This window comes from Microbispora sp. GKU 823 (assembly GCF_002027145.1).
GTDB classification, from domain to species: domain Bacteria; phylum Actinomycetota; class Actinomycetes; order Streptosporangiales; family Streptosporangiaceae; genus Microbispora; species Microbispora siamensis.
Window position 1 is genome coordinate 23,962 of sequence record NZ_MWJN01000066.1, and the last position, 19,441, is coordinate 43,402.

21 protein-coding genes and 1 pseudogene are annotated in these 19,441 nt (G+C 69.8%); 9 read left to right on the top strand and 13 right to left on the bottom strand.

The genetic code is table 11. The features are described from left to right. Window positions 1–82: 82 nt before the first annotated feature. On the bottom strand, window positions 83–1,006 hold the full coding sequence (locus tag B1L11_RS28990) for an SDR family oxidoreductase (RefSeq protein ID WP_079318143.1): 924 nt from the start codon (window positions 1,004–1,006) through the stop codon (window positions 83–85). Window positions 1,007–1,146: 140 nt separating this feature from the next. On the opposite strand from B1L11_RS28990, the gene B1L11_RS28995 reads away from it, so the two are divergent. Then, complete coding sequence (locus B1L11_RS28995; protein ID WP_079318145.1) at window positions 1,147–1,764, top strand: TetR/AcrR family transcriptional regulator; 618 nt, start codon at window positions 1,147–1,149, stop codon at window positions 1,762–1,764. On the opposite strand, the gene B1L11_RS48725 is transcribed toward B1L11_RS28995, so the two are convergent. The 4 genes and pseudogenes from B1L11_RS48725 to B1L11_RS48735 all read right to left on the bottom strand — a co-directional run bounded on the left by B1L11_RS48725 (window position 1,694) and on the right by B1L11_RS48735 (window position 4,400). After that, window positions 1,694–2,434: a Tn3 family transposase gene (locus B1L11_RS48725; RefSeq protein ID WP_218671386.1), complete on the bottom strand. Its 741-nt coding sequence runs from the start codon at window positions 2,432–2,434 to the stop codon at window positions 1,694–1,696. The genes B1L11_RS28995 and B1L11_RS48725 overlap by 71 nt on opposite strands. A 19-nt stretch (window positions 2,435–2,453) precedes the next feature. Then, window positions 2,454–3,020, bottom strand: a pseudogene (locus tag B1L11_RS52230) (Tn3 family transposase); the annotation flags it as partial. A 427-nt stretch (window positions 3,021–3,447) separates the two neighbouring features. Then, the gene (locus B1L11_RS52235) at window positions 3,448–3,948 is read right to left on the bottom strand and encodes a hypothetical protein (protein ID WP_256862988.1); all 501 of its coding nucleotides are present in this window, start codon (window positions 3,946–3,948) and stop codon (window positions 3,448–3,450) included. Continuing rightward, window positions 3,945–4,400, bottom strand: coding sequence for a DUF4158 domain-containing protein (locus B1L11_RS48735; protein ID WP_218671377.1), 456 nt, complete (start codon window positions 4,398–4,400; stop codon window positions 3,945–3,947). The genes B1L11_RS52235 and B1L11_RS48735 overlap by 4 nt, the downstream gene beginning before the upstream one ends. A gap of 54 nt (window positions 4,401–4,454) precedes the next feature. On the opposite strand from B1L11_RS48735, the gene B1L11_RS29005 reads away from it, so the two are divergent. The 6 genes from B1L11_RS29005 (at window position 4,455) to B1L11_RS48745 (ending at window position 8,371) form a co-directional block, all read left to right on the top strand. After that, window positions 4,455–4,676 (top strand): hypothetical protein, encoded by a 222-nt coding sequence (locus B1L11_RS29005; RefSeq protein ID WP_079318147.1) that lies wholly within the window; start codon window positions 4,455–4,457, stop codon window positions 4,674–4,676. 343 nt (window positions 4,677–5,019) lie between these two features. Beyond that, window positions 5,020–5,448, top strand: coding sequence for a MarR family winged helix-turn-helix transcriptional regulator (locus B1L11_RS29015; protein ID WP_218671378.1), 429 nt, complete (start codon window positions 5,020–5,022; stop codon window positions 5,446–5,448). A gap of 94 nt (window positions 5,449–5,542) precedes the next feature. After that, window positions 5,543–6,628, top strand: a complete 1,086-nt coding sequence (locus B1L11_RS29020) for an NAD(P)/FAD-dependent oxidoreductase (protein WP_079318151.1) — start codon at window positions 5,543–5,545, stop codon at window positions 6,626–6,628. Between the two features lie 198 nt (window positions 6,629–6,826). After that, window positions 6,827–7,630 (top strand): LysE family translocator, encoded by an 804-nt coding sequence (locus B1L11_RS29025; RefSeq protein ID WP_256862989.1) that lies wholly within the window; start codon window positions 6,827–6,829, stop codon window positions 7,628–7,630. Beyond that, window positions 7,627–7,944 carry an alpha/beta fold hydrolase gene (locus tag B1L11_RS48740; RefSeq protein ID WP_218671379.1) on the top strand — a complete coding sequence of 106 codons (318 nt, stop codon included), beginning with the start codon at window positions 7,627–7,629 and terminating at the stop codon, window positions 7,942–7,944. The genes B1L11_RS29025 and B1L11_RS48740 overlap by 4 nt, the downstream gene beginning before the upstream one ends. A gap of 163 nt (window positions 7,945–8,107) precedes the next feature. Continuing rightward, window positions 8,108–8,371: an alpha/beta fold hydrolase gene (locus tag B1L11_RS48745; protein WP_218671380.1), complete on the top strand. Its 264-nt coding sequence runs from the start codon at window positions 8,108–8,110 to the stop codon at window positions 8,369–8,371. 126 nt (window positions 8,372–8,497) lie between these two features. On the opposite strand, the gene B1L11_RS29035 is transcribed toward B1L11_RS48745, so the two are convergent. The 8 genes from B1L11_RS29035 to B1L11_RS29070 all read right to left on the bottom strand — a co-directional run bounded on the left by B1L11_RS29035 (window position 8,498) and on the right by B1L11_RS29070 (window position 15,847). Next, window positions 8,498–9,460 (bottom strand): aldo/keto reductase, encoded by a 963-nt coding sequence (locus B1L11_RS29035; protein WP_079318153.1) that lies wholly within the window; start codon window positions 9,458–9,460, stop codon window positions 8,498–8,500. Beyond that, on the bottom strand, window positions 9,457–9,834 hold the full coding sequence (locus tag B1L11_RS29040) for a MerR family transcriptional regulator (RefSeq protein ID WP_079318155.1): 378 nt from the start codon (window positions 9,832–9,834) through the stop codon (window positions 9,457–9,459). The genes B1L11_RS29035 and B1L11_RS29040 overlap by 4 nt, the downstream gene beginning before the upstream one ends. Before the next feature lie 60 nt (window positions 9,835–9,894). After that, on the bottom strand, window positions 9,895–11,712 hold the full coding sequence (locus B1L11_RS29045; protein ID WP_256862992.1) for a cellulose binding domain-containing protein: 1,818 nt from the start codon (window positions 11,710–11,712) through the stop codon (window positions 9,895–9,897). A gap of 471 nt (window positions 11,713–12,183) precedes the next feature. Further along, window positions 12,184–12,942, bottom strand: coding sequence for a MerR family transcriptional regulator (locus tag B1L11_RS29050; RefSeq protein ID WP_079318157.1), 759 nt, complete (start codon window positions 12,940–12,942; stop codon window positions 12,184–12,186). A 10-nt stretch (window positions 12,943–12,952) separates the two neighbouring features. After that, complete coding sequence (locus B1L11_RS29055) at window positions 12,953–13,837, bottom strand: DUF2268 domain-containing protein (RefSeq protein WP_079318159.1); 885 nt, start codon at window positions 13,835–13,837, stop codon at window positions 12,953–12,955. A gap of 189 nt (window positions 13,838–14,026) precedes the next feature. Then, window positions 14,027–14,458, bottom strand: coding sequence for a hypothetical protein (locus B1L11_RS29060; protein WP_143737624.1), 432 nt, complete (start codon window positions 14,456–14,458; stop codon window positions 14,027–14,029). 172 nt (window positions 14,459–14,630) lie between these two features. Next, window positions 14,631–15,320 carry an SDR family NAD(P)-dependent oxidoreductase gene (locus B1L11_RS29065; RefSeq protein WP_143737625.1) on the bottom strand — a complete coding sequence of 230 codons (690 nt, stop codon included), beginning with the start codon at window positions 15,318–15,320 and terminating at the stop codon, window positions 14,631–14,633. Window positions 15,321–15,448: 128 nt separating this feature from the next. Further along, the gene (locus B1L11_RS29070) at window positions 15,449–15,847 is read right to left on the bottom strand and encodes a MarR family winged helix-turn-helix transcriptional regulator (protein WP_079318163.1); all 399 of its coding nucleotides are present in this window, start codon (window positions 15,845–15,847) and stop codon (window positions 15,449–15,451) included. Window positions 15,848–16,128: 281 nt separating this feature from the next. Between B1L11_RS29070 and B1L11_RS52240 the strand changes: the two genes are divergently transcribed. Both B1L11_RS52240 and B1L11_RS29080 read left to right on the top strand, forming a co-directional pair. Then, window positions 16,129–17,148, top strand: coding sequence for an efflux RND transporter permease subunit (locus B1L11_RS52240; protein ID WP_256862990.1), 1,020 nt, complete (start codon window positions 16,129–16,131; stop codon window positions 17,146–17,148). After that, window positions 17,031–19,391: an efflux RND transporter permease subunit gene (locus tag B1L11_RS29080; RefSeq protein WP_256862993.1), complete on the top strand. Its 2,361-nt coding sequence runs from the start codon at window positions 17,031–17,033 to the stop codon at window positions 19,389–19,391. The genes B1L11_RS52240 and B1L11_RS29080 overlap by 118 nt, the downstream gene beginning before the upstream one ends. Window positions 19,392–19,441 lie beyond the last annotated feature (50 nt).

Here is a 19,441-nt window from a genome sequence, read left to right on the forward strand (position 1 = left end):
GGGATGGCGGGTCGTTTGGACCGGTTCCGCCGGGCCGTCTGGATGGGCGCGGTGACCGGACCGGGATGGAGAAGAGGGGGCCTCAGCGCGGGGTGGTCGCGGGGGCATCGAAGTAGTGGCCCTGGCCGAGGTCGTCGACAAGGCCCGGCTGGACGGGCTTCCAGCCCAGGAGGTCCCGGGTCAGCGTGCTCGAGGACGGGTTGTCGGCCTGGGCGTGGGCGCTCAGGAAGCCGAAGTGGGCCTCGGCCTGGGTCGGCGGGATGCTGACCACGGGCAGGTTCAGCCCGCGGCCGATGCCCTCGGCGATCTGCCGGAAGGTGATCCCCTCGTCATCGACGGCGTGCAGCCGTGACCCCGCCGGCGCGGATTCCAGCGCCAGCCGGTACAGGCGTGCCGCATCCAGCGTGTGCACGGCGGGCCACCGGTTGGCCCCGTCTCCGACGTAGGCGGAGACGCCCTTGGAGCGGGCGATGGAGATGAAGGTCGGGATGAAGCCGTGGTGGTCGAGCGAGCTGTGCACGGTCGGAGGGAGCCGGACGACGGACGAGCGGATGCCGCGCTCGGCAAGTGCGACCACCGCGTTCTCGGCCTCGATCCGCGGTCCTGCGTCGAGCACGTCGGCCTCGGTGAGCAAGCCCTGCAGTCCCGCGAAGGCGAACAGCGCGGTTCCCGACGTGGCCACCAACGGCTTGCCGGTGCCGGCGAGCGCGTTCCCGAGCGTGTCGATGGCGCGCAGATCCGCCGCAACCGCGCCGTCGAAGTCGCCGGCGAACATGGCGTCGTGCTTGAAGGCCAGGTGAATGACACCGTCGGCCGCGGCGGCGGCCGCGGCGAGGCCGTCGAGATCGTCGAGATCGCCTCGGTGCACCTGGGCGCCGGCAGCCGTCAACGCGGCGGCGGACTTGTCCGAGCGAGCCAGCCCGACGACCTGGTGTCCCGCTTCGAGGAGTTCGGGGACGACGGCGGAGCCGAGATGTCCGGAGGCTCCGGTGACGAATACGCGCATGGCGTGCGCCTTCCTGCTGCGGGCTCCCGACCAGGGGGCAGAGAGCCGTGATGTCAGTTCGTGACATCACCGTAGCACCCATGTCAGCCCCTGTCATCATTCTGATGTCAGATTCTGTCATCGGTGTGTAGGATCGGAGCATGAGCCGATGGAAACCCGACGCACGAGGCCGCCTGGAGAAGGCGGCGATGGAGCTCTACAACGACAAGGGCTTCGAGGCCACCACCGTGGCGGAGATCGCCGCCCGGGCCGAGGTCACCGAACGCACCTTCTACCGGCACTTCGTCGACAAACGGGAAGTCCTCTTCCAGACCAACGCCCTGGCCGACGTCCTCGCGCACGCCACGGCCGCCGCCGCCGCCCCTCTGGCGCCACTGGAGGTGATCACCCACGCCCTGACCGAAGCCGCTCCGGTCTTCGAAGAACGCGCCGAACTGGTACGGCAGCGCCAAGCCGTCATCGCCGCCAATCCCGAACTGCAGGAACGCGAACTGGCCAAACTGGCCTCACTCGTCTCCACCCTCGCCCACGCGCTTCGGGAACGCGGTCTGGATTCCACCACCGCAGCACTCGCGGCCGAAATCGGGATCGCCGCGTTCAAGGTCGCCTTCGACCGCTGGATCAACGACCCCGACCAGCACACCCTCGCCCAGCACATTCGGGAAACCCTGGACGCCACCAGGCACCTCACCGCGCCCGCCGAACATGCCGCCGCGACCGACGACGGGAGCCTCCCAGGCCAGGAGAACGTGGCATGAATGCGGTGGGCACCCCGAGCAAGGGGCCCGCAGCTATCCGTCCTCGTCGTTGTCGGTCTCGTCGTCTCTGTACGGGTCGCGCAAGCCACCGCAGGCCCGGCGCCGGCGGCCGGGTGAAGGCATAGCGGCCGAGGAAGTTGATGTGGTCGTACTGGAGCGGGGACAGCCGGGCGAGCAACTCGTCGGTGACGGGAAAGCCGTCGGCCGCGAGCTGCTTGACGGCGGCGTCGATGTAGAGGCTGTTGAACAGCACCATGGCGTTCAGCGCCAGGCCGAGCGCGCCGAGCTGGTCCTCCATGCCCTCGCGGTAGTGCTGGCGCAGTTCGCCGCGCTGACCGAAGAAGATCTTCCGGGCGAGGCGGTGGCGGGCCTCGGTGACGTTGAGCTGGGCACCGATCATCCGCCGGTACGCCTCGTCGGAGACGAACTGGAGCAGGTGCAGGGTCTTGAAGATCCGCCCGTAGTGGGCGAATGCGTCGCCGAGCCCGGTGGGCTTGCCGTCGCGGGAGAGCATGCGGATCAGGTCGTGGCCGCGGATCTCCCCCAGGGTGAGCGACCCGGCCACGCGGAGCATGTCGCCCCAGTGGGCGCGTATCCGGTCCAGGCGGATGGTGTGGTTCGAGACCGGCTGGAGCGGCCCGTAGTCGGCCGTGGTGTTCGTGCGCCACAGCCGGGCATACGGTCTCCGGCTTCGGACCGCCGTCGCGCGCGTGGATCGCGTCCAGAATGAACAGAGAGTCGCGCAGCGTACCCGGCACGACCACCCCGCCCAGCCCCATCACATGGTCGTTGACCACGTTCAGCCAGGTGGCGCCCTTGTACCGCAGGCCGAAGTACCGGGGATTCGAACCCGCGTACAGGTTCTGCACGGGGACGGTAAAGCGGACACCGTCAGCGGAGGCAACCAGGCCGCCGCCCCAGGCCCGCACGACATCAATCTTCGCCTGTGCCTCGATGAACCTCCCGTTCGCCGCTGAGATGTTCTCCGCCCGGAAGTAGCCCTGATCGACCTGGACCAGACGGCCCCGGGTGAGCGCCGGGACGTCCGGCTTGATGACCGGGGTCATCCCGACGTTGAACGCCTCACTCAGCAGCACGGCGCACAGGCTTGTGGTGAAGCCCTCCATGCCGGAGTCGGCTCCGGAGATGTGCGTGAATGAGTCCGCCATGCCGGTCAGTTCGGCGACCTCCAGCAGCAGTTCGGGGAAGTCGACCTTCGGCGGCATGCCGTTGACCAGCTGGCGGAACGGTGGCATGAGCTTGGGCTCCTCGGCCTTGCCGAGCTTGGCAAGCTTCAGCTTGCCGCCCACGACCTCCAGCGCGGTGTTGCCCGGCAGCCCGGCGGCGACATGGACGTACGCGGCGTGCAGGGCGGAGGCGAGTTCGGCGAGATGTCCGGCCGGTTCGCTCTCCAGGCCGAGCGCGGTGAGCACCTTCGGCTCGGCGGCCGTCCGCTTCTCCCCGGCCAGCAGCTTGGCGCGGGGGTCGCCCCAGCGGTCGCCGTGCTTGGCGAACACGTCCCTCCGGCGCAGGGAGCGGTGCAGGTGCTCCAGGACGCAGAACGAGTAGGCGGCCTTGTCGACCAGGCGGTGTGGCAGGTTGGGTTGGCGAAGACCAGCCGCCGCCAGGAGCCGGTCACCAGGTCGGAGGCGACTTCCTCGGCGCCGACCTTCTTGCGGCCGATCAGGTCCGGCAGTCCCTTGAGCGCTTTTCACAATCGGGGCGCCGGCCTCGACCGCGCCGAAGTCGATGACCTCGACCAGGAGGCGGATGAAGCCGCGCGCGGTGCCGTAGCGGGCGACCAGTTCGGCCCGACATTCCGCGTCGTCGTCCCCGTCGCTGTCCGGGACCCGACCACGCATCCAGCACGGAGACGAGTTCGCCGGTGTCGGTCGCGGGCGGCGTCGTCATGAGTACGTCGACTGCCGCGGCGACCTTCTTCGCGGCCTTCCGCAACTGCGGCAAGGCTTTGAGCTTGGCGTCGTTGCCCATCCGCTCGGCCTTCGCCAGCAGCTTGGTGGCCATCAGCGCGTGCAGCAGGTCGAGCGCGTCGTCGACCGTCGCGGTCTCCAGGTGCCGCACGGTCGCCAGCAGGGTGGCGGTCTGCCGGGTCACCTCCAGGCGGACCGCAGCTACCATCCGGGCCAGCGTCGTGACCCCGGGCAGCAAAACCCGGTTGTTCACCAGCCACACCACCGCCCGGTCGAACAACGCGCGCGGCCCTCCAGCGAGGTCCACACCCGCGCCGCCAGGAACTCCCGCAGCCCCGCCTCGCCCGCGGCGAACTCGCGATAGCCGTACTCGTCACGGATCTCCCACGCGTGCTCGTATGCCGTCTGCGAGCGCGCCCCGTACTCAGCGAAGTGCTCGTCATCGATGCCGAGCTGCTCGGCGACGAACCGCACCACGCAGGCCGGGACCGCCGTGGGGTCCTCGGTCAGGAACGTGCCAAGCATCCGCACCGTGCCCCACCGCACCGCCCAACCTAACCGGGTCGCAGGACGACGCTTCGCCCGCGCCAGACCCAGGGCCTTGGTGTCCAGGCGGAAGAACTGTTCCAGCTCGCCGGGGGAGGGCTCCGTGGCGAACCGCCCGTAGCGGGCCTCTTGCTCAGCAGAGAGGTACTCAACAGGCATGCCGAGGAACGTAGAGCCCGCTGATACTCCCCAAGGGCCGTCATCGAGGAGGCGGTGCTGCAGCGGCGGTTGCTGCTCTGCCTGTACGGGCTGGGCACGAACGTCGGGATCCAGATGGTGTTGCGCGATCCTGCTTGGAAGAAGCAGCTGAGCGCGGTCGATCGGCGGGGGCTGACCGCCCTGTTCTGGTCGCATCTGAACCTGTACGGCCGCTTCGAGCTCGACATGAACCGCCATCTGGAGTTGGACACCGCGGTCGCCGGTCCATCCCAGTGACCAGCGTGACGGGCGTACGCCACCGGCCGACCCTGCCCGCACACCGGCCGCGCCCGCCTTGGCTACGACCGCGCCCGCGTCCTCCTGGACACCTACGACGGCCTCGACTTGCACCAGCTGCGCCACAGCGCCGTCACCCACCTCGGCGAGGCCGAAATCCCCTGCAGCTCATCAGGGGCGAAACCCAGCACAAGAACCCCCGCACCGCTATGCGCTACGTCAAGCCCGATGCCGAAGCCATCGCCGAGGTCACCGAGGTCCTCGCGCCCACGGAGAGGCCGGACACCAGTGTGAGAGGTATCCCGATTTGATTGTTAACTATGCAACAGTTAGCATGTTAACTATGAAGGAGAGCACGTTGGAGCTGATGCGGTGGGTTGTGTGGGGGCAGCGGCGCATCGCCGATGACTGGATACGGGAACGCGGCCTCACCCACGAGCAGAGCGCCGTGTTGGCGTACCTGTCAAAGAACCCGGATGCCATCCAGCGTGACGTCGCCCGGGCCACGCGTACCAGTGCGCCGGGCGTCTCGCGGCTCCTGGCCGGGCTGGAGCGGCGCGGACTCGTGGAACGCCGGACGCAGGAGGGTGACACGCGCAGCCGCCGGGTGCATGTCACCCCAGCGGGCTCCGAGCTGATCCAGGGTTTTGAAGAGGCCATGGACCGCGTCGAGGAGTCGATCCTCGCGCCGCTGGGCGCCGAAGGGCGGGCGCTGCTCCACGACCTCTTGGAGCAGCTCGCATCCCGGATCGAGCCGCCCAGCTTCCCCTGACCCGGCCCCTGTTACTCCACTTGTTCCGCGCGGTGGCCGGGAGCCCTTGCGGGCAGGACCGCCGGTTCATCCAAGAGCAGTAAGGAACGCATGCATGACTCAGATCACGATCATCGGCGCCGGTCTTGCGGGACTGACGCTGGCCCGAACCCTGGCGGTTCACGGAATCCCGTCCACGGTGTACGAGGCGGAGGCGTCTGCGCAGGCCCGCGGCCAAGGCGGCATGCTCGACATCCACGACTACAACGGACAGCACGGAATCCGTGCCGCCGACCTGATGGACGGCTTCCGATCCATCATCCTCGAAGGTCGCCAGGCGTCCCGCGACGTGGCACCTGACGGCACCATCCTGGCGGACCAGCCCGACGACCCCGCCGCAGGCCGCCCCGAGGTGCAGCGTGGCGAGCTCCGACAGTTGCTGCTGGAATCCCTCCCTGCGGATACGGTCGTCTGGGGCCACAAGACTCAGAATGTCCGGACCCTCCAGGACGGTCGTCACGAAGTGACCTTCGCCAACGGATCGACGATTGTCACCGACATCCTCGTCGGTGCCGACGGTGCCTGGTCGAAGGTCCGGCCGCTGCTGTCTGATGCCACGCCCGCCTACGCCGGACGCTCGATGGTCGAGACGTACCTGTATGAGAGCGACACCCGGCACCCTGCCACCCTGGCGCTGGTCGGCGGCGGGTCGATGACCGCCTACGACGAAGTCGCCCGCATCGGTCTCGGCGTGCAACGCGAGCGCGCGGACACCCTGCACTCCTACGCCATGTTCGACCAGCCGCTCGACTGGTTCGATGGGATCGATTTCAACGACGGCCCTGCGGCCGCCCGTACGATCGCGGCGATGTTCGAGGGGTGGGCGCCGGAGCTCGTCGCGCTGGTCGCGGACAGCGATATCCCGCCGGTTTTCCGCCCCTTGTACGGGCTGCCGATCGGGCACCGCTGGGAGCATGTACCCGGGGTGACGCTCATCGGAGACGCCGCCCACCTGGCACCGCCGGACGGCGAAGGAGCGAACTGGGCGCTGTTCGACGCCGGCCAGCTCGGCAACGCCATCGCCGAACAGCCCGAGGACATGGACGCGGCCATCCGCGTCTACGAAGCCGCGCTGTTCCCGCGGAACATCGACACCGCCACCGCAGCCGCGGCTTACTACCCCGACTTCAAACCGTACTGACAGCTACCCCAGGCGAGCGGCGTCGCCGCGGAGTGCTGGCCGGGCCTGGCCGTAGGAGAGGCAGGCCAGGCCGGTGTCGGGGCTTGAGCAGCAAGCGAACGACCAGTGGCGGTAGTGAGCCGAAGCTGACGAAGTTGCCGCCGTTCAGCGGTGCGATGCGGGCGGAGCCGCTGCCGAGTAGGCGCCGAGCTGACCGCGATGCCCATTCACGCCTACCTGGCCGAGCTCGCCGACCTGTCGCCGGCCAGCCGCAAGCGCGTCCACGGGCCAACGGCCGGCCCTGACGGCGGCACCGCCCGGTCGCCTGCGCAGCGGGGCAGGAATTGCATTGCGGCGCTCGGGCACGGCCGGGACGATGAGCGCGTGATCTGGCTTGCTTTTCTTGGTTCCTGCCTCTTGCTCGCGATGATCCCGGGGGTCAGCACCGCGGTGATCCTGCGGCAGACGCTCAGAGCTGGGCGTTCGTCCGGAGTGGCCGCTCTCCTCGGCAACGAAACCGGCATCTTCCTGTGGGCGATGGCCGCCGTGTTCGGTCTGTCCGCGCTGGTCCTGGCCTCGGAGGTCGCGTACGGCGCGATGAAGGCGGTGGGCGCGGCGCTCTTGATCGTGATGGGCGTCCAGTCGCTGTGGAAGGCCAGGCGCGCCCCGGCGGCCCTCGACGCGTCCGCTCCGTACGACGGGGGCGAGGCGCGGAGTGCGGGCGGCTGGCGCCGCTCGTACGGCCTGGGGCTCGCGACGTGCGGCGCCAACCCCAAGGCCGCCGTGTTCGCGATGTCGTTCCTGCCGCAGTTCGTGCCGCAGGGCGCGCACGTGCCGCTGACGCTGACCCTGCTCGCGGTGACCTGGGTGGTCGTGGACGTGATCTGGTACGTCGGGGTGATCTGGCTGGTCGGCCGGGCCGGTGCCGTGCTCGGCAGGCCCGGGGTCCGCCGCCGTCTGGAACAGGTGTCGGGGACGGTCCTGGTCGCCCTCGGCGTCCGCGTCGCATTGGAGGCCCGATGACGGTCTGGTACGAGGAACGGGGCTCCGGCGAGCCCGTCGTCCTGCTGCACTCCAGCGTCGCCGACTCGGGCATGTGGGATCCCCAGTGGGAGCCGCTGGGGGAGCGGTTCCGCGTCATCCGGCTCGATTTCCGGGGGCACGGGCGCACGCCGTGCGTCGCGGACGGGCCGTACTCGGACGCCGGCGACGTCGCGGACCTGCTCGCGGCGCTCGGGCTGCGCCGGGTCGGGCTCGTCGGATCGTCGTACGGCGGGCGGTCGCGCTGGAGCTCGCGACCGGGCATCCCGATCTCGTCTCTCGGCTCGTGCTGCTGAACGCGGGCTGCGGCCTGCCGCCGACTCCCGATCTCGAGGCGTTCGGGGCGGAGGAGGACCGGCTGATCGAGGCGGGCGACGTCGGGGGAGCGGTGGACCTCAACGTCCGCACGTGGTTGGGGGCCCGAGGCGGACGAGCCGGTCAGGGGGGCGGCTGGCGGCGATGCAGCGGCACGCGTTCGAGGTGCAACTGGCCGCCGACCCCGAGCCCGAGCGGCGCAGGGAACCGATCGACCTGACGGTGGTCACCGCGCCCACGCTGGTGGTCACCGGCGGCCACGACCTGCCGTACTTCCGGGAGAGCGGACGGCACATGGCGGAGGCGCTGCCGGACGCGACGCTGCTCGAACTCGACTGGGCGGGTCACCTGCCGAGCCTGGAGCGCCCCGCCGAGATCATCCGCCTGCTGACCGGGTTCCTTTCCTGATCTACTTTGTAAAGGCGCCCGGTTAGTACCGAAATCAAGATCAACTTCAAACACCACTCCACGAGCAGCAGGGCCCGGCACGACGTTCGTGCCGGGCCCTGCTGGTCCGTCAGTGGTTGACGGTGCTCATTCCGGCCGGTTGTACCGGTCGCCGGCGACCTGACCGGCGAGGGAGTCGAGCGCGTCGAGGTGATCTGCCTCGAACTTGATCTCCAGAGCCGCGGCGTTCTCCTCCAGCCGGGTGACCCGCTTGGTGCCGGGGATCGGCACGACGTCGTCCCCGCCCCGGTTGAGCACCCAGGCGAGGGCCACCTGGGCCGGGGTCGCGCCGAGTGCGGCGGCGATCTCGCCGACCTTGGCCACCAGGGCCTGGTTGGCGGCGAAGTTGTCGCCCTGCCAGCGGGGGTTGTGGTGGCGGAAGTCGTCGTCGGACAGCTCCCCGGTGTTCGTGATCGCACCGGTGAGGAGGCCGCGGCCGAGCGGGCTGTAGGCGACCAGGCCGATGCCGAGTTCCCGGAGCGTGGGCAGCAGGTCGGTTTCGATGTCCCGGGTGAACAGGGAGTACTCGTACTGTCCGGCGGTGACGGGGTGGACGGCGTGGGCGCGGCGGACGGTGGCGGGGGCGGCCTCGGAGATGCCGAGGTGGCGGACCTTGCCGGCCTCGACGAGTTCCTTCATGGCGCCCCAGGTCTCCTCGACGGGGACGCCGGGGTCGATGCGGTGCTGGTAGTACAGGTCGATGTGGTCGACCCCGAGCCGTTCGAGCGAGGCGTCGCAGCAGCGGCGTACGTAGTCGGGGCGGCCGTTGACGCCCACGCGGGTGCCGTCGGGCAGGCGCTCGATGCCGAACTTGGTCGCCAGCACCACCTGGTCGCGCCGGTCGGCGACGGCCTTGCCGACGAGCCTCTCGTTGGTGAACGGCCCGTACGCGTCGGAGGTGTCGAGGAGGGTGATGCCCAGGTCGAGCGCGCGGTGCAGTGTCCTGATCGACTCGGACTCGTCGCCCGGACCGTAGAAGTCGCTCATTCCCATGCAGCCCAGGCCGAGCGCCGAGGTGCGGAGGCCCTGGCCGAGCGTGTGCTGCTTCATTCTTCTCCCAAGATTCTGCGGCTGTAGAGATCGATCTTGTAGTCGACGATCTCGAGATCGCTTCGGAGCTGCTCGATTTTGGCGATCATGTCGGCCCTGTGGGCCTCGAGCAGCTCCTTGCGGGCCACGTAGGTGTTCTGGCCCCTGCGGACGAGTTCGGCGTACCTGCGCATCGCGGCGATGGGCATGCCGCTCGCCCGCAGACGGGTGAGCAGCGCGATCCAGTCGGCGTCCCGCTCGGTGTAGCGCCGGTGGCCGTTGTCGCCGCGGGGCGGCGGCTCCAGCATGAGGCCGGCGCGTTCGTAGTAGCGCAGCGTGTGGGCGGAGAGGCCGGTACGCTGCGCTACCTGCGCGATGGTCATCCCCTCGTCCATGGGGACCAGTCTGGGAGTTAGAGCGCGCTCTAAGTCAAGCCCATGATCGCTGGAGGCGGATCATTGGGCCGTGCAGAGGGCGCCGTTCAGGGTGAAGGCGGTCGGCAGCACGTTGGGACCGCTGTAGGCGCCGACGAAGCCGATCGAGGTGCTCGCGCCGGGGGCGAGCTTACCGTTGTCCGGGGTGCTGGTGACGGTCACCGAGGTCCCGTTCTGCGTCCAGTTGGTGCTCCATCCGCTGCTGACGGTCTGCCACCCGGTGGGCCAGGTGTAGTGGAGGGTCCAGCCGTCGACGGCGGCCGTGCCGGTGTTGGTGATGTCCACCGTGGCGACGAACCCGTTGCCCCAGTCGTTGGTGTCCCTCAGGCGGACCGAGCAGGAGCTCTTGTCGGGGGTGCCGGTGGTGAAGGTGAGCGGCGCGGAGGCCCAGGAGACGCGGCCGGCGGTGTCACGGGCGAGGACGTTGACGGTGTAACGGGTGCCGGGGACGAGGTTGCGGACCGTGAAGGAGGTGCCGGAGGTCTCGCCGAGCTGTTCGGTGATCGCGCCGTTCTGGCGGTGGATCTCGTACTTGGCGACGGGGCTCGCGCCGGGCGCGGCGGCGGGCCAGGAGATGGTGGCGGTCTTGTCGGTGACGCCGCTCGCGGTGGGCTGCCCGGGAGCGGCGGGGGCGCCCGTGGTGGCGGTGGCCGGGTGCAGCACCAGCGTGGTCAGCGAGTACGGCGGGAGGGTCTGGGTGGTGGCGGTCCCGCTGTGGCCGGTGCTGACCGAGGTGGCGCCGTTGGTGAGGGTCTGCACCGTGGGCGCTTCGCCGGCGGGGGAGAACCCCTCGTAGTCGATCTTCACCTGGTGTTCGCCGTCCGGGTCGCGGTTGATCAGCAGGACGGCGAGATCGCCGTTGGGGCGCCGTGCGGCGTGCGCGGCGACCAGCGGCTCGTCGGTCGCCGCGCGGACGAACCGGTCGCCGGGGCGGGCGAACGAGCTGATCATGGAGAGCGCGTGGTACGGAGCGAAGGGCGTGTTCAGCGGGGGTTCGCAGGTGTCGCCGGAGCAAGCGCCGCTGGACAGCATGCCGAAGTCGCCGTAGTCGGTCTGGCCGGCGACGGTGCTGACGGTGCCGATGCCGTTGTGGACGTTCCACCAGTCGACGGTGAAGACACCCTGTTCCATGAGGCCGGCGTAGGCGTCGGCGGCGAACAGCGCGCCGGGCTGGGTGTTCGGCGCGATCCCGCTGTTGATCTCGGTCACCGCGATGCCGATGTCGCCGGCGCGGGCGCCCGCGTGCTTGGCGATCTGCTTGCGGACCAGGTAGATCATGTCGGGGATGTGGGCGGTCTTGGTGAGGACGTCGGCCGCGTTGTTGTACGGCGGGTACCAGTGCAGGATGACGAAGTCGATCTTCGAGGCGGCGATCGACAGGACGGTGTCGTTCCAGGTGGCCTGGTCGCCGCTGGCGACGATGCCGTCGGGCCAGTTGGCGGGGGTGGTCAGCACCGCGCCGATCTTGATGGTCGGGTCGACGGCCTTCATCGCGTCCGCGTACTGCACGAGGTTCCTGGCGTACTCGGCCGGGCTCTTGTCGGCGTGGTCGTCGGCTTCCCAGTCGGCGCCGTAGTGGCCGTTGCCGTAGTTCTCGTTGCCGATCTCCCAGTACTTCACGCCGTACTTCTTGGTGACGTTGGCGTACTCGACCCAGTCGGCGGCTTCCTGGGCGGTGCCGGTGCCGTAGTTGGCGATGATGATCGGTTGGGCGCCGGTGCGCTTGGCCCCGCTGATGAAGGTGTCGAAGTCGGTGCCGGGGGCGACGTAGCCGCCCGGGGCCGTGTGGGTCTTCCAGTGGTAGATGTCGCCGTACGACCCGCCGGGGTAGCGCAGCATCTTCACGCCGGCGGCCTTGAGGAGGTCGGCGGTCTCGTTCGTGCCGAGATTGCTGTCCCAGATCGCGTGGTTGGTGCCGACGGCGGTGTCGGACGCGGCGGCCAGGCCGCGCGGGTGTTGACGATGACGTTGACGGTCGCGGTGTCGGCGGTCGCGGCGGGTACGCCGGTGAGGAATTGGGCGGCCACCGCTGCGCTCATGAGGAGTGCGATGGCCGGCCTGGCGATGCGCAGGGTGCTCATTACGTCCCTTTTCTGGAGGATCTTGCCGTGTGATCGTGATCAGGACGTGTGGAGCGGTCAAGCGGGCACCCTCGGGTGCGGCCGTGAGCTGCGGCAGAGTTAGGCGGGTCGTGCAACTTTCATGCGGAATGGCCTTCGAGAACGGCAGCGCTCGGCGGCCTCGTCCGGCGGACACGACCCAGGAACTTGGCCGCCGATTGGCAGAGCTCGTTTCTGCCGGCCATACGAGCTACATCCGGGTCCGCGCGTACGCTTGCAGCGCGTCGCGGACGAACGTCGCCCCCGCGGCGTCGTCGTACATGCCGGCGAAGCGGGGGTCGTCGACGTACATGTCCCCCAGGCATTTCACCATCTCGATCGAGCGCTCCCGGTCGCCCTCGGCCGTGGGGGTACCCGGGATCTGGCTCAGCCACCGAACCTGCCGGGCAGCCAGTGACTGAGCGTGTTCCGATGTCGGGGAAACACCGGCCTTCACTGCGGCGACCCATGCGGCGACGAGGTCTTCGGCGGCCTGCTTCCAGGCCCGCTGCTGGTCAAGGGTCTTGCCGTGCCACCAGTCGTTGCTCGCCTGGAACGCGCGCTCGCCCCAGCGTGAGACCACCTCGTCCTTGTAGCGGTCGTTGAACCCCGCCAGCATGACGTCCATCCGCGGTTCCGCCCCCGCCTGCAGGGCCTCGAGCGTGTGACGCACAGACCGGATCTGCCGTTCGATGCGGTCCCGTTCCTCTTCCAGTGCGGCGATGTGGGCGCGGAGCCCGTCGTAGGTGTCCACCTCGTCGGCCAGGACCTCGGCGATGGCCGGTAAGCCCATGCCGAGCCGGCGCATGAGCAGGATCCGCTGTAGCCGGGCGACCGCGGTGAGGTTGTAGTAGCGGTATCCGTTCGCGCCGACCCGGGACGGGGTCAAGAGCCCGACGTGGTCGTAGTGACGCAGGGTGCGACTGGTGACGCCGGCCCTCGTCGCGAGTTCCTGGATCGTCCACTCCATCGTTCCAGTGTTACCCGCGGCGGAGCATGGCGGCGATGATCTCCGAGCTGTCGGCGTGCAGGACCTGCGCCGCAGTCTGCCCGGTCGCCGCCAGGTAGGTGTCGACCAGTCGGTTGCCCGCGGCGTACCCGGCGCCCATCGGCAGTCCCACCGGGGTGAGGCCGAAGCGCTCGGCGCTCGGGTCGCCGTGCACCCAGGCAGTGAAGTTCTGCATGCCTGTCACCTCGAGCCCGGTGAGCACCTTGCCGAAGATCTCGTCGTCGTGCAGGTGCGGCACGCCGATGCGGGTGGAGCCGAGCTCGTCGCCGTAGAGCTGGCGGGCGAAGGCGTCGGCCAGTCCCTCGGAGACGATGTGATCGCCGACCGTGACGGTCATCGGGTCCCACACAACCCCGCCCGGGCCGAACCGCAGGTTGTGGTGGAGTTCGTGCACGGCGGTGGCCTCCAGCCGCTCCACGTTCTCCGGGAAGGGCCAGAGCGTGATCACGATGTGGCCCGAGATGCCGCCGAACCCGGTCACTCCTTGGCAGGGACCCATGAAGTGCTCGTCACCCGGATCGCCGAGCACGAACAGCACGGTGATGTCCGGGGCCCCCAGCCCTGGCGTCGCCTCAAGCAGTACGGTGAGAGCCTCGTCGAGGGCGCGTTGCATCCGCTCCCAGGCTCCGGCCGTCGCCAGGGTTTCGAGCGCGTCGAGGCAACGCTCCTCGTCGCGGTCGATGGGGAACCCGGACGCTTCGAGGTGCATGGCGACCAGGTCGACCTCGCCGGGGTGGTAGCGGTACATGCCCCTGCTGGGCTCCAGCATCGAACGCAGCAGGTCGACGCGGTCCGCGACCGGGGCCAGCAGGATCCGCTTCATGGCGGAGTGGGTGTCAAGAACAGTGATCGACATGGCCGCGATGCTAGAAGTTGACGCAGCGTCAAGGTCAAGCCAACAGCACCGCGACCGCGGTGACCGGCGATCGCCATATGCCTTCATCCCCGGCCGACGTCGCGTGCGGGTCAGCGCCCGCCATGCCGGTTTCCGAGGCCGCTCACCGCACGGCTACCCGGGGCGGCCGGGCGGCGGACAGCGGGGACGTCAGGATCCGTGACCGTGACGGACCGGCATGTTCTGCCCGAGCAGGCAGATGTCCGGCTGGGATCCGCAGAAGGCGGACTGCACCTCGAAACCGCCTTGGTCGGTGATGGCCTGCTGCGCCTGTCCCTTCACGAAGGTGGGGGCGATGACGCCGGTCAGGTTCTGGTTGAACCGGCCCGCACCGGACCGCCCCTGGCCGCCGCCCGCGCGCCCTCCTTTGATCACCTGGCCGCCGCCACCGCCCGGACCGGGGTCGCGGAGCGCCGCGTGCCCCGCGCGCGCGTGATGCGGGGCGACGCGGGCGATCGCGGGCTGCGCGGCCGCGGTCCCCACCGCCGTGATCACGAGCGCGGCCATGGCCAGCCGCCGGGGCGCGAGGACCATCGCGAGGACCTTGGTGTCGCGCGGGTCGCGCGCGCGGGAGCGGGACATCTCGGTACGTGCCTTCCTGTTCCTGACCCGGCGTTCGCTGTCGCTCGTCCGGTTCCGCCGGGACGTGAGGCTCATACCCGGCCTGGAACTCCGTAGCTGCGGCGGTGGGCCAAGTGGCGATCAGCTGTCCTCCACGGCCCGGGAAACCCGCAGGTAGACCGAGGGGTAGGGCCTAGTGGACGCTGAAGCCGCCGTCGACGCAGATGGCCTGGCCGGTGACGTACGACGAGGCGTCGGAGGCGAGGAAGACGGCCACGCCGCGGAAGTCGTCGGGGACGCCGTTGCGCCCGGACATGGACCGGGCGGCCAGTTGCTCAACCCGTCCGGGGACGGCCTGGGCGGGCGCGGTCAGCGGGGTCAGGACGAAGCCGGGGATGATCGTGTTGCTGGTGACCCCGTGCGCCGACCATGCCTCGGCCTGGGAGCGGGTCAGCCCGCAGACGGCGGCCTTGGCCGCGCCGTAGACGCCGCTGTCGCCGAAGGCGCTGATCGACTGCTGGGAGCCGATGTTGATGATGCGTCCCCGCCCCCGGGCCGCCATGCGGGGGCCGAAGTGCTGCCCGAGCAGGAACGGCGCGGTGAGGTTGACGGCGATGGTCTGGTCGTAGTCGCCGACGGTCAGTTCGGCCATGGGCCTGCGGATGTTGTTGGCGGCGTCGTTGACGAGGATGTCGATCTCGCCGAAGAACCCGTCCGTCTCCTCGCACACGCGGGCGACGTCGGCGCGGTCCCCGAGGTCGGCGCTGATCGCGGCCGCGCGCACGCCGTGGCCTTCGAGTTCGCCGACGGCCTCGGCGAGTTCCTTGCGCCGCCGGGCGACCAGGACCACGGCCGCCCCGGCGCGTCCGAGCGCCTCCGCCATGGCGTATCCGATGCCGGAACTGCCTCCGGTGACGAGGGCGACCGGCCGGTGAGTGAGAAGAGTTCCTCGATGTAGGTCGGCATATCGCCGGAAGGTAGCAGCAGGCCGGGGCGGGCCCGGCGGACGGGTCAGGCGGGGTCGGCGTCTTCGGCGTCTTCGGCGTCTTCGGCGTGCATCTCGCGCATCGCGTCCTCGATTTTGCGCATCACCGTCTCCATGGTGCGCAGGGTCTCGGTGTCGAGGCGCCGCAGGAGGCGGATGTAGCCGCCGGTCCCGGCTTCGATGATCTCGCTGGTGAGCCGCCGCCCGGCCTCGGTGAGCTCGACGCGGCGTACGCGGCGGTCGTGGGGGTCCTCGTGACGGCCGGCCAGGCCCTGGGCGACCACGCGGTCGACGATGCCGGTGACGGTGGCCAGGCCGACGCCGAGGTGGCGGGCGAGTTCCTGCCCGGAGGCGGACCCGGCGAACGACAGGAACATGACGACCTTGAGCTGCTGCATCGTGAGGGTGGAGGCCAGCAGCGGCATCCGAGCGGTCGCGGGCGAAGAACCGGCCCACTGCTGCGCTGCAGCTCCGCGAGGCGGGCGATGATGCACCCGCGCTCGGTGTCCTCCCCGAGGGTGGCGGGGTCGTCCTGGGGGTGGGGGGCGGCCGCCCGCGCCGGTTCCGGTGCGGCGCTCGGCTGGGCTGTCGTTCACTGTCACCTCTCGGGTCAAGAGGTTACCAGCCGTTAATACGAGAGCTGAATGTTCGGATGATGCGAAGTGTTAGGCTGGGGCGAACACTTCCCCCGATGTCAGGAGCTCGGATGACCTCCTTGGCCAGGCTGAGCCTTGCCAACCGCACTCTCGTGATCATGATCACGCTGGTGCTCGCGGGTTTCGGCTTGTTCGCGATTCCCTCGCTGAAGCAACAGCTTTTCCCGTCGCTGGAGTTCCCGGCGGCGTTCACGGTTGCGAGTTATCCGGGTGCCGCTCCCGAGATCGTGGAGGAGCAGGTCACCAAGCCGATCGAGAGCGCGTTCCAGGGTATCGCCGGTGTCACCGACATCACCTCCACCTCACGGGAGGGGATGTCCCAGGTGCAGGTGGCCTATGACTACGGCACCGACATCGACCAGATGATCGGGAAGATGCAGCAGGCCGTGAGCCGGATCAAGGCCCAGCTTCCGGCCGACGTCGATCCGCAGGTGGTCGCGGGCAGCACGGACGACATTCCGGTGATGGCGATCGCGGTGGGCGACGGCGGCGACCAGCACGCCATGGCCGACAAGATCGAAAAGATCATGGTGCCGGAGCTGCAGTCGATCGAGGGCGTCCGGGACGTCACCGTCAGCGGCGCCCGGGATCAGCAGGTCGTCATCACTCCCGATCAGGGCAGGCTCGCCCTGCTGGGGCTGTCGGCCGCGGCCATCCCCGACCTCCTGCGGGCCAACGGGGTGTCCATCCCGGCCGGCACGCTGACCGAGGACGGCAAGTCGCTGACCGTGCAGATCGGCGACCCGGTGCGTACGGTGAAGGACCTCGAGAACCTGTACCTGACCCCTGCCGCGCCCGCGGCGGGCCAGGGCGGCGGCGCCGGCGCGGGACAAGGCGCAGGACAGGGCGCGGCCGCCGGGCGGGGGCGCCGCAGAGCTCGGCGACGGCGGCGGCACAGGCACGCGCCGCCGCGGCCCGGCCGAAGCCGGTCAAGCTCGGCGACGTGGCCGACATCAAGGTCGAGGACGCGTCCGCGACCACGCTCACCCGCACCAACGGCATCCCGAGTCTCGGCGTGTCGATCACGATGGTGCCCGACGGCAACGCCGTGCAGATCTCCCACGACGTGAACGACGCCCTGCCGGACCTGACGCGCGCCCTCGGCGACAGCGCCGAGCTGACGGTGGTGTTCGACCAGGCGCCGTACGTCGAGCGGTCCATCGAGGACCTGACCACCGAGGGCCTGCTGGGCCTGGCGTTCGCCGTGGTCGTGATCCTGGTGTTCCTACTGTCGGTCCGCTCGACCCTGGTCACGGCCGTGTCGATCCCGTTGTCGGTGGTGATCGCGCTGATCGCGCTGTGGATCGGCGACTACTCGCTGAACCTGCTGACGCTGGGGGCGCTGACGATCGCCGTGGGCCGGGTGGTCGACGACTCGATCGTGGTGCTGGAGAACATCAAGCGCCATCTCGCCTACGGTGAGGAGAAGCGGCGGGCGATCCTCGGCGCGGTGCGCGAGGTGTCCGGCGCGGTGACCGCCTCGACGCTCACGACGGTCGCGGTGTTCCTGCCGATCGCCTTCGTCGGCGGGATGGTGGGGCAGCTGTTCAGCCCGTTCGCGATCACGGTGACCGTGGCGCTGCTCGCGTCGCTGCTGGTCGCGCTGACCGTCATCCCGGTGCTGGCGTACTGGTTCCTCAAGGCGCCGGTGCTCACGCCGCAGGAGGTGCAGGCCGTACGCGAGGACGCCGAGCGCAAGGAGCTGCGCAGCCCGCTGCAGCGGATCTACCTGCCGGTGCTGCGTTTCGCGACGCGGCGGCGCCTGATCACGGTGCTGATCGGGGTGGTGGTGTTCGTCGCCACGATGGCGCTGGCGCCCAACCTGAAGACGAACTTCCTCGACAACTCGGGCAACGACACCACGCAGATCAGCCAGCGGATGCCGGCCGGGACCGACCTGGCGACCACCGACGCGGCGGCCAAGAAGGTCGAGGCGGTGCTCGCGGCCGACGGGGGCGTGAAGTCCTACCAGGTGACGGTCGGCGGCGGGAACCGCTTCCTCGGCGGGCTGGGCGGGGGCTCCGACCGCGCGTCGTTCTCGGTGACCCTCAAGGAGGGCGTGGAGACGTCCGCCCTGGAGGACCGGCTGAGGGAGAGGCTGAAGGGCCTGACGGGGATCGGCGACATCACGGTCGGCGGCAGCGACGGCGGGTTCAACTCCGACCAGGTGCAGGTCATCGTGCAGGGCTCGGACCAGGCCGCGCTGAAGACGGCGGCCACCACGGTGCGCGACGCCATGGCCGGGGTCGACGGGCTGCGGGACGTCGCCTCCAACCTCGAAGACAGCGTCCCTCGGGTCGAGGTGCACGTGGACCGGGAGAAGGCCGCCGCCAGGGGCCTGACCGAGGCCGGGATCGGGCAGTTGGTCGCGCAGGCGTTCCGCGGCGCCCCGGTCGGCTCGATCGACGTCGACGGCCGCTCCAGCGACGTGATCCTGCGCGCCGGCGGTGACGCGCCCGACGACATCGCGGCGATCAGGAAGCTCGCGATCCCCACGGCGACGGGCATGGTGAAGCTCGGCGACGTCGCCGACGTGGTGAAGGCCGACGGGCCCACCCAGATCACCCGGCAGGACGGCGACCGCACCGCGACGGTGTCGGGCACCGCCGACGCGTCCGACCTCGGTGCGATCACCACGAAGGTCACCGACAAGCTGAAGACGCTGACGCTGCCGGCAGGGGTGACGTACAAGATCGGCGGTGCGAGCTCCGACCAGCAGGACGCGTTCGCCGACCTGGGGGTGGCCATGCTGCTCGCGGTGGCGATCGTCTTCATGATCATGGTGGCGACGTTCCGCAGCCTGGTGCAGCCGCTGATCCTGCTGGTGTCCATCCCGTTCGCGGCGACCGGCGCGATCGGGCTGCTGCTGGTCACCGACACGGCGCTCGGCGTGCCCGCGCTGATCGGCATGCTGATGCTGATCGGCATCGTCGTCACCAACGCGATCGTGCTGATCGACCTGATCAACCAGTACCGCGAGCAGGGGCTGGGCGTGGTGGAGGCGGTCATGGAGGGCGGCCGGCGGCGGCTTCGCCCGATCCTGATGACCGCGATCGCGACGATCTGCGCGCTCACCCCGATGGCGCTGGGCGTGACCGGTTCGGGTGGGTTCATCTCCCAGCCGCTGGCCATCGTCGTGATCGGCGGCCTGATCTCCTCGACGCTGCTGACGCTGGTGCTGGTGCCGACGCTGTACACGATGGTGGAGCGGCTGAAGGAGCGGATGCGCCGTACGCCGAAGCAGCCCGCCTCGGGCGACGGCGAGGGGGATCTGACCGTGTACGGCAAGGAGGCCCTCGAACCGGCCAAGTGAGCCTGGCCGCCACATGTAGCTAACCGCAAACAGTTCTTCGCGAAGGATTC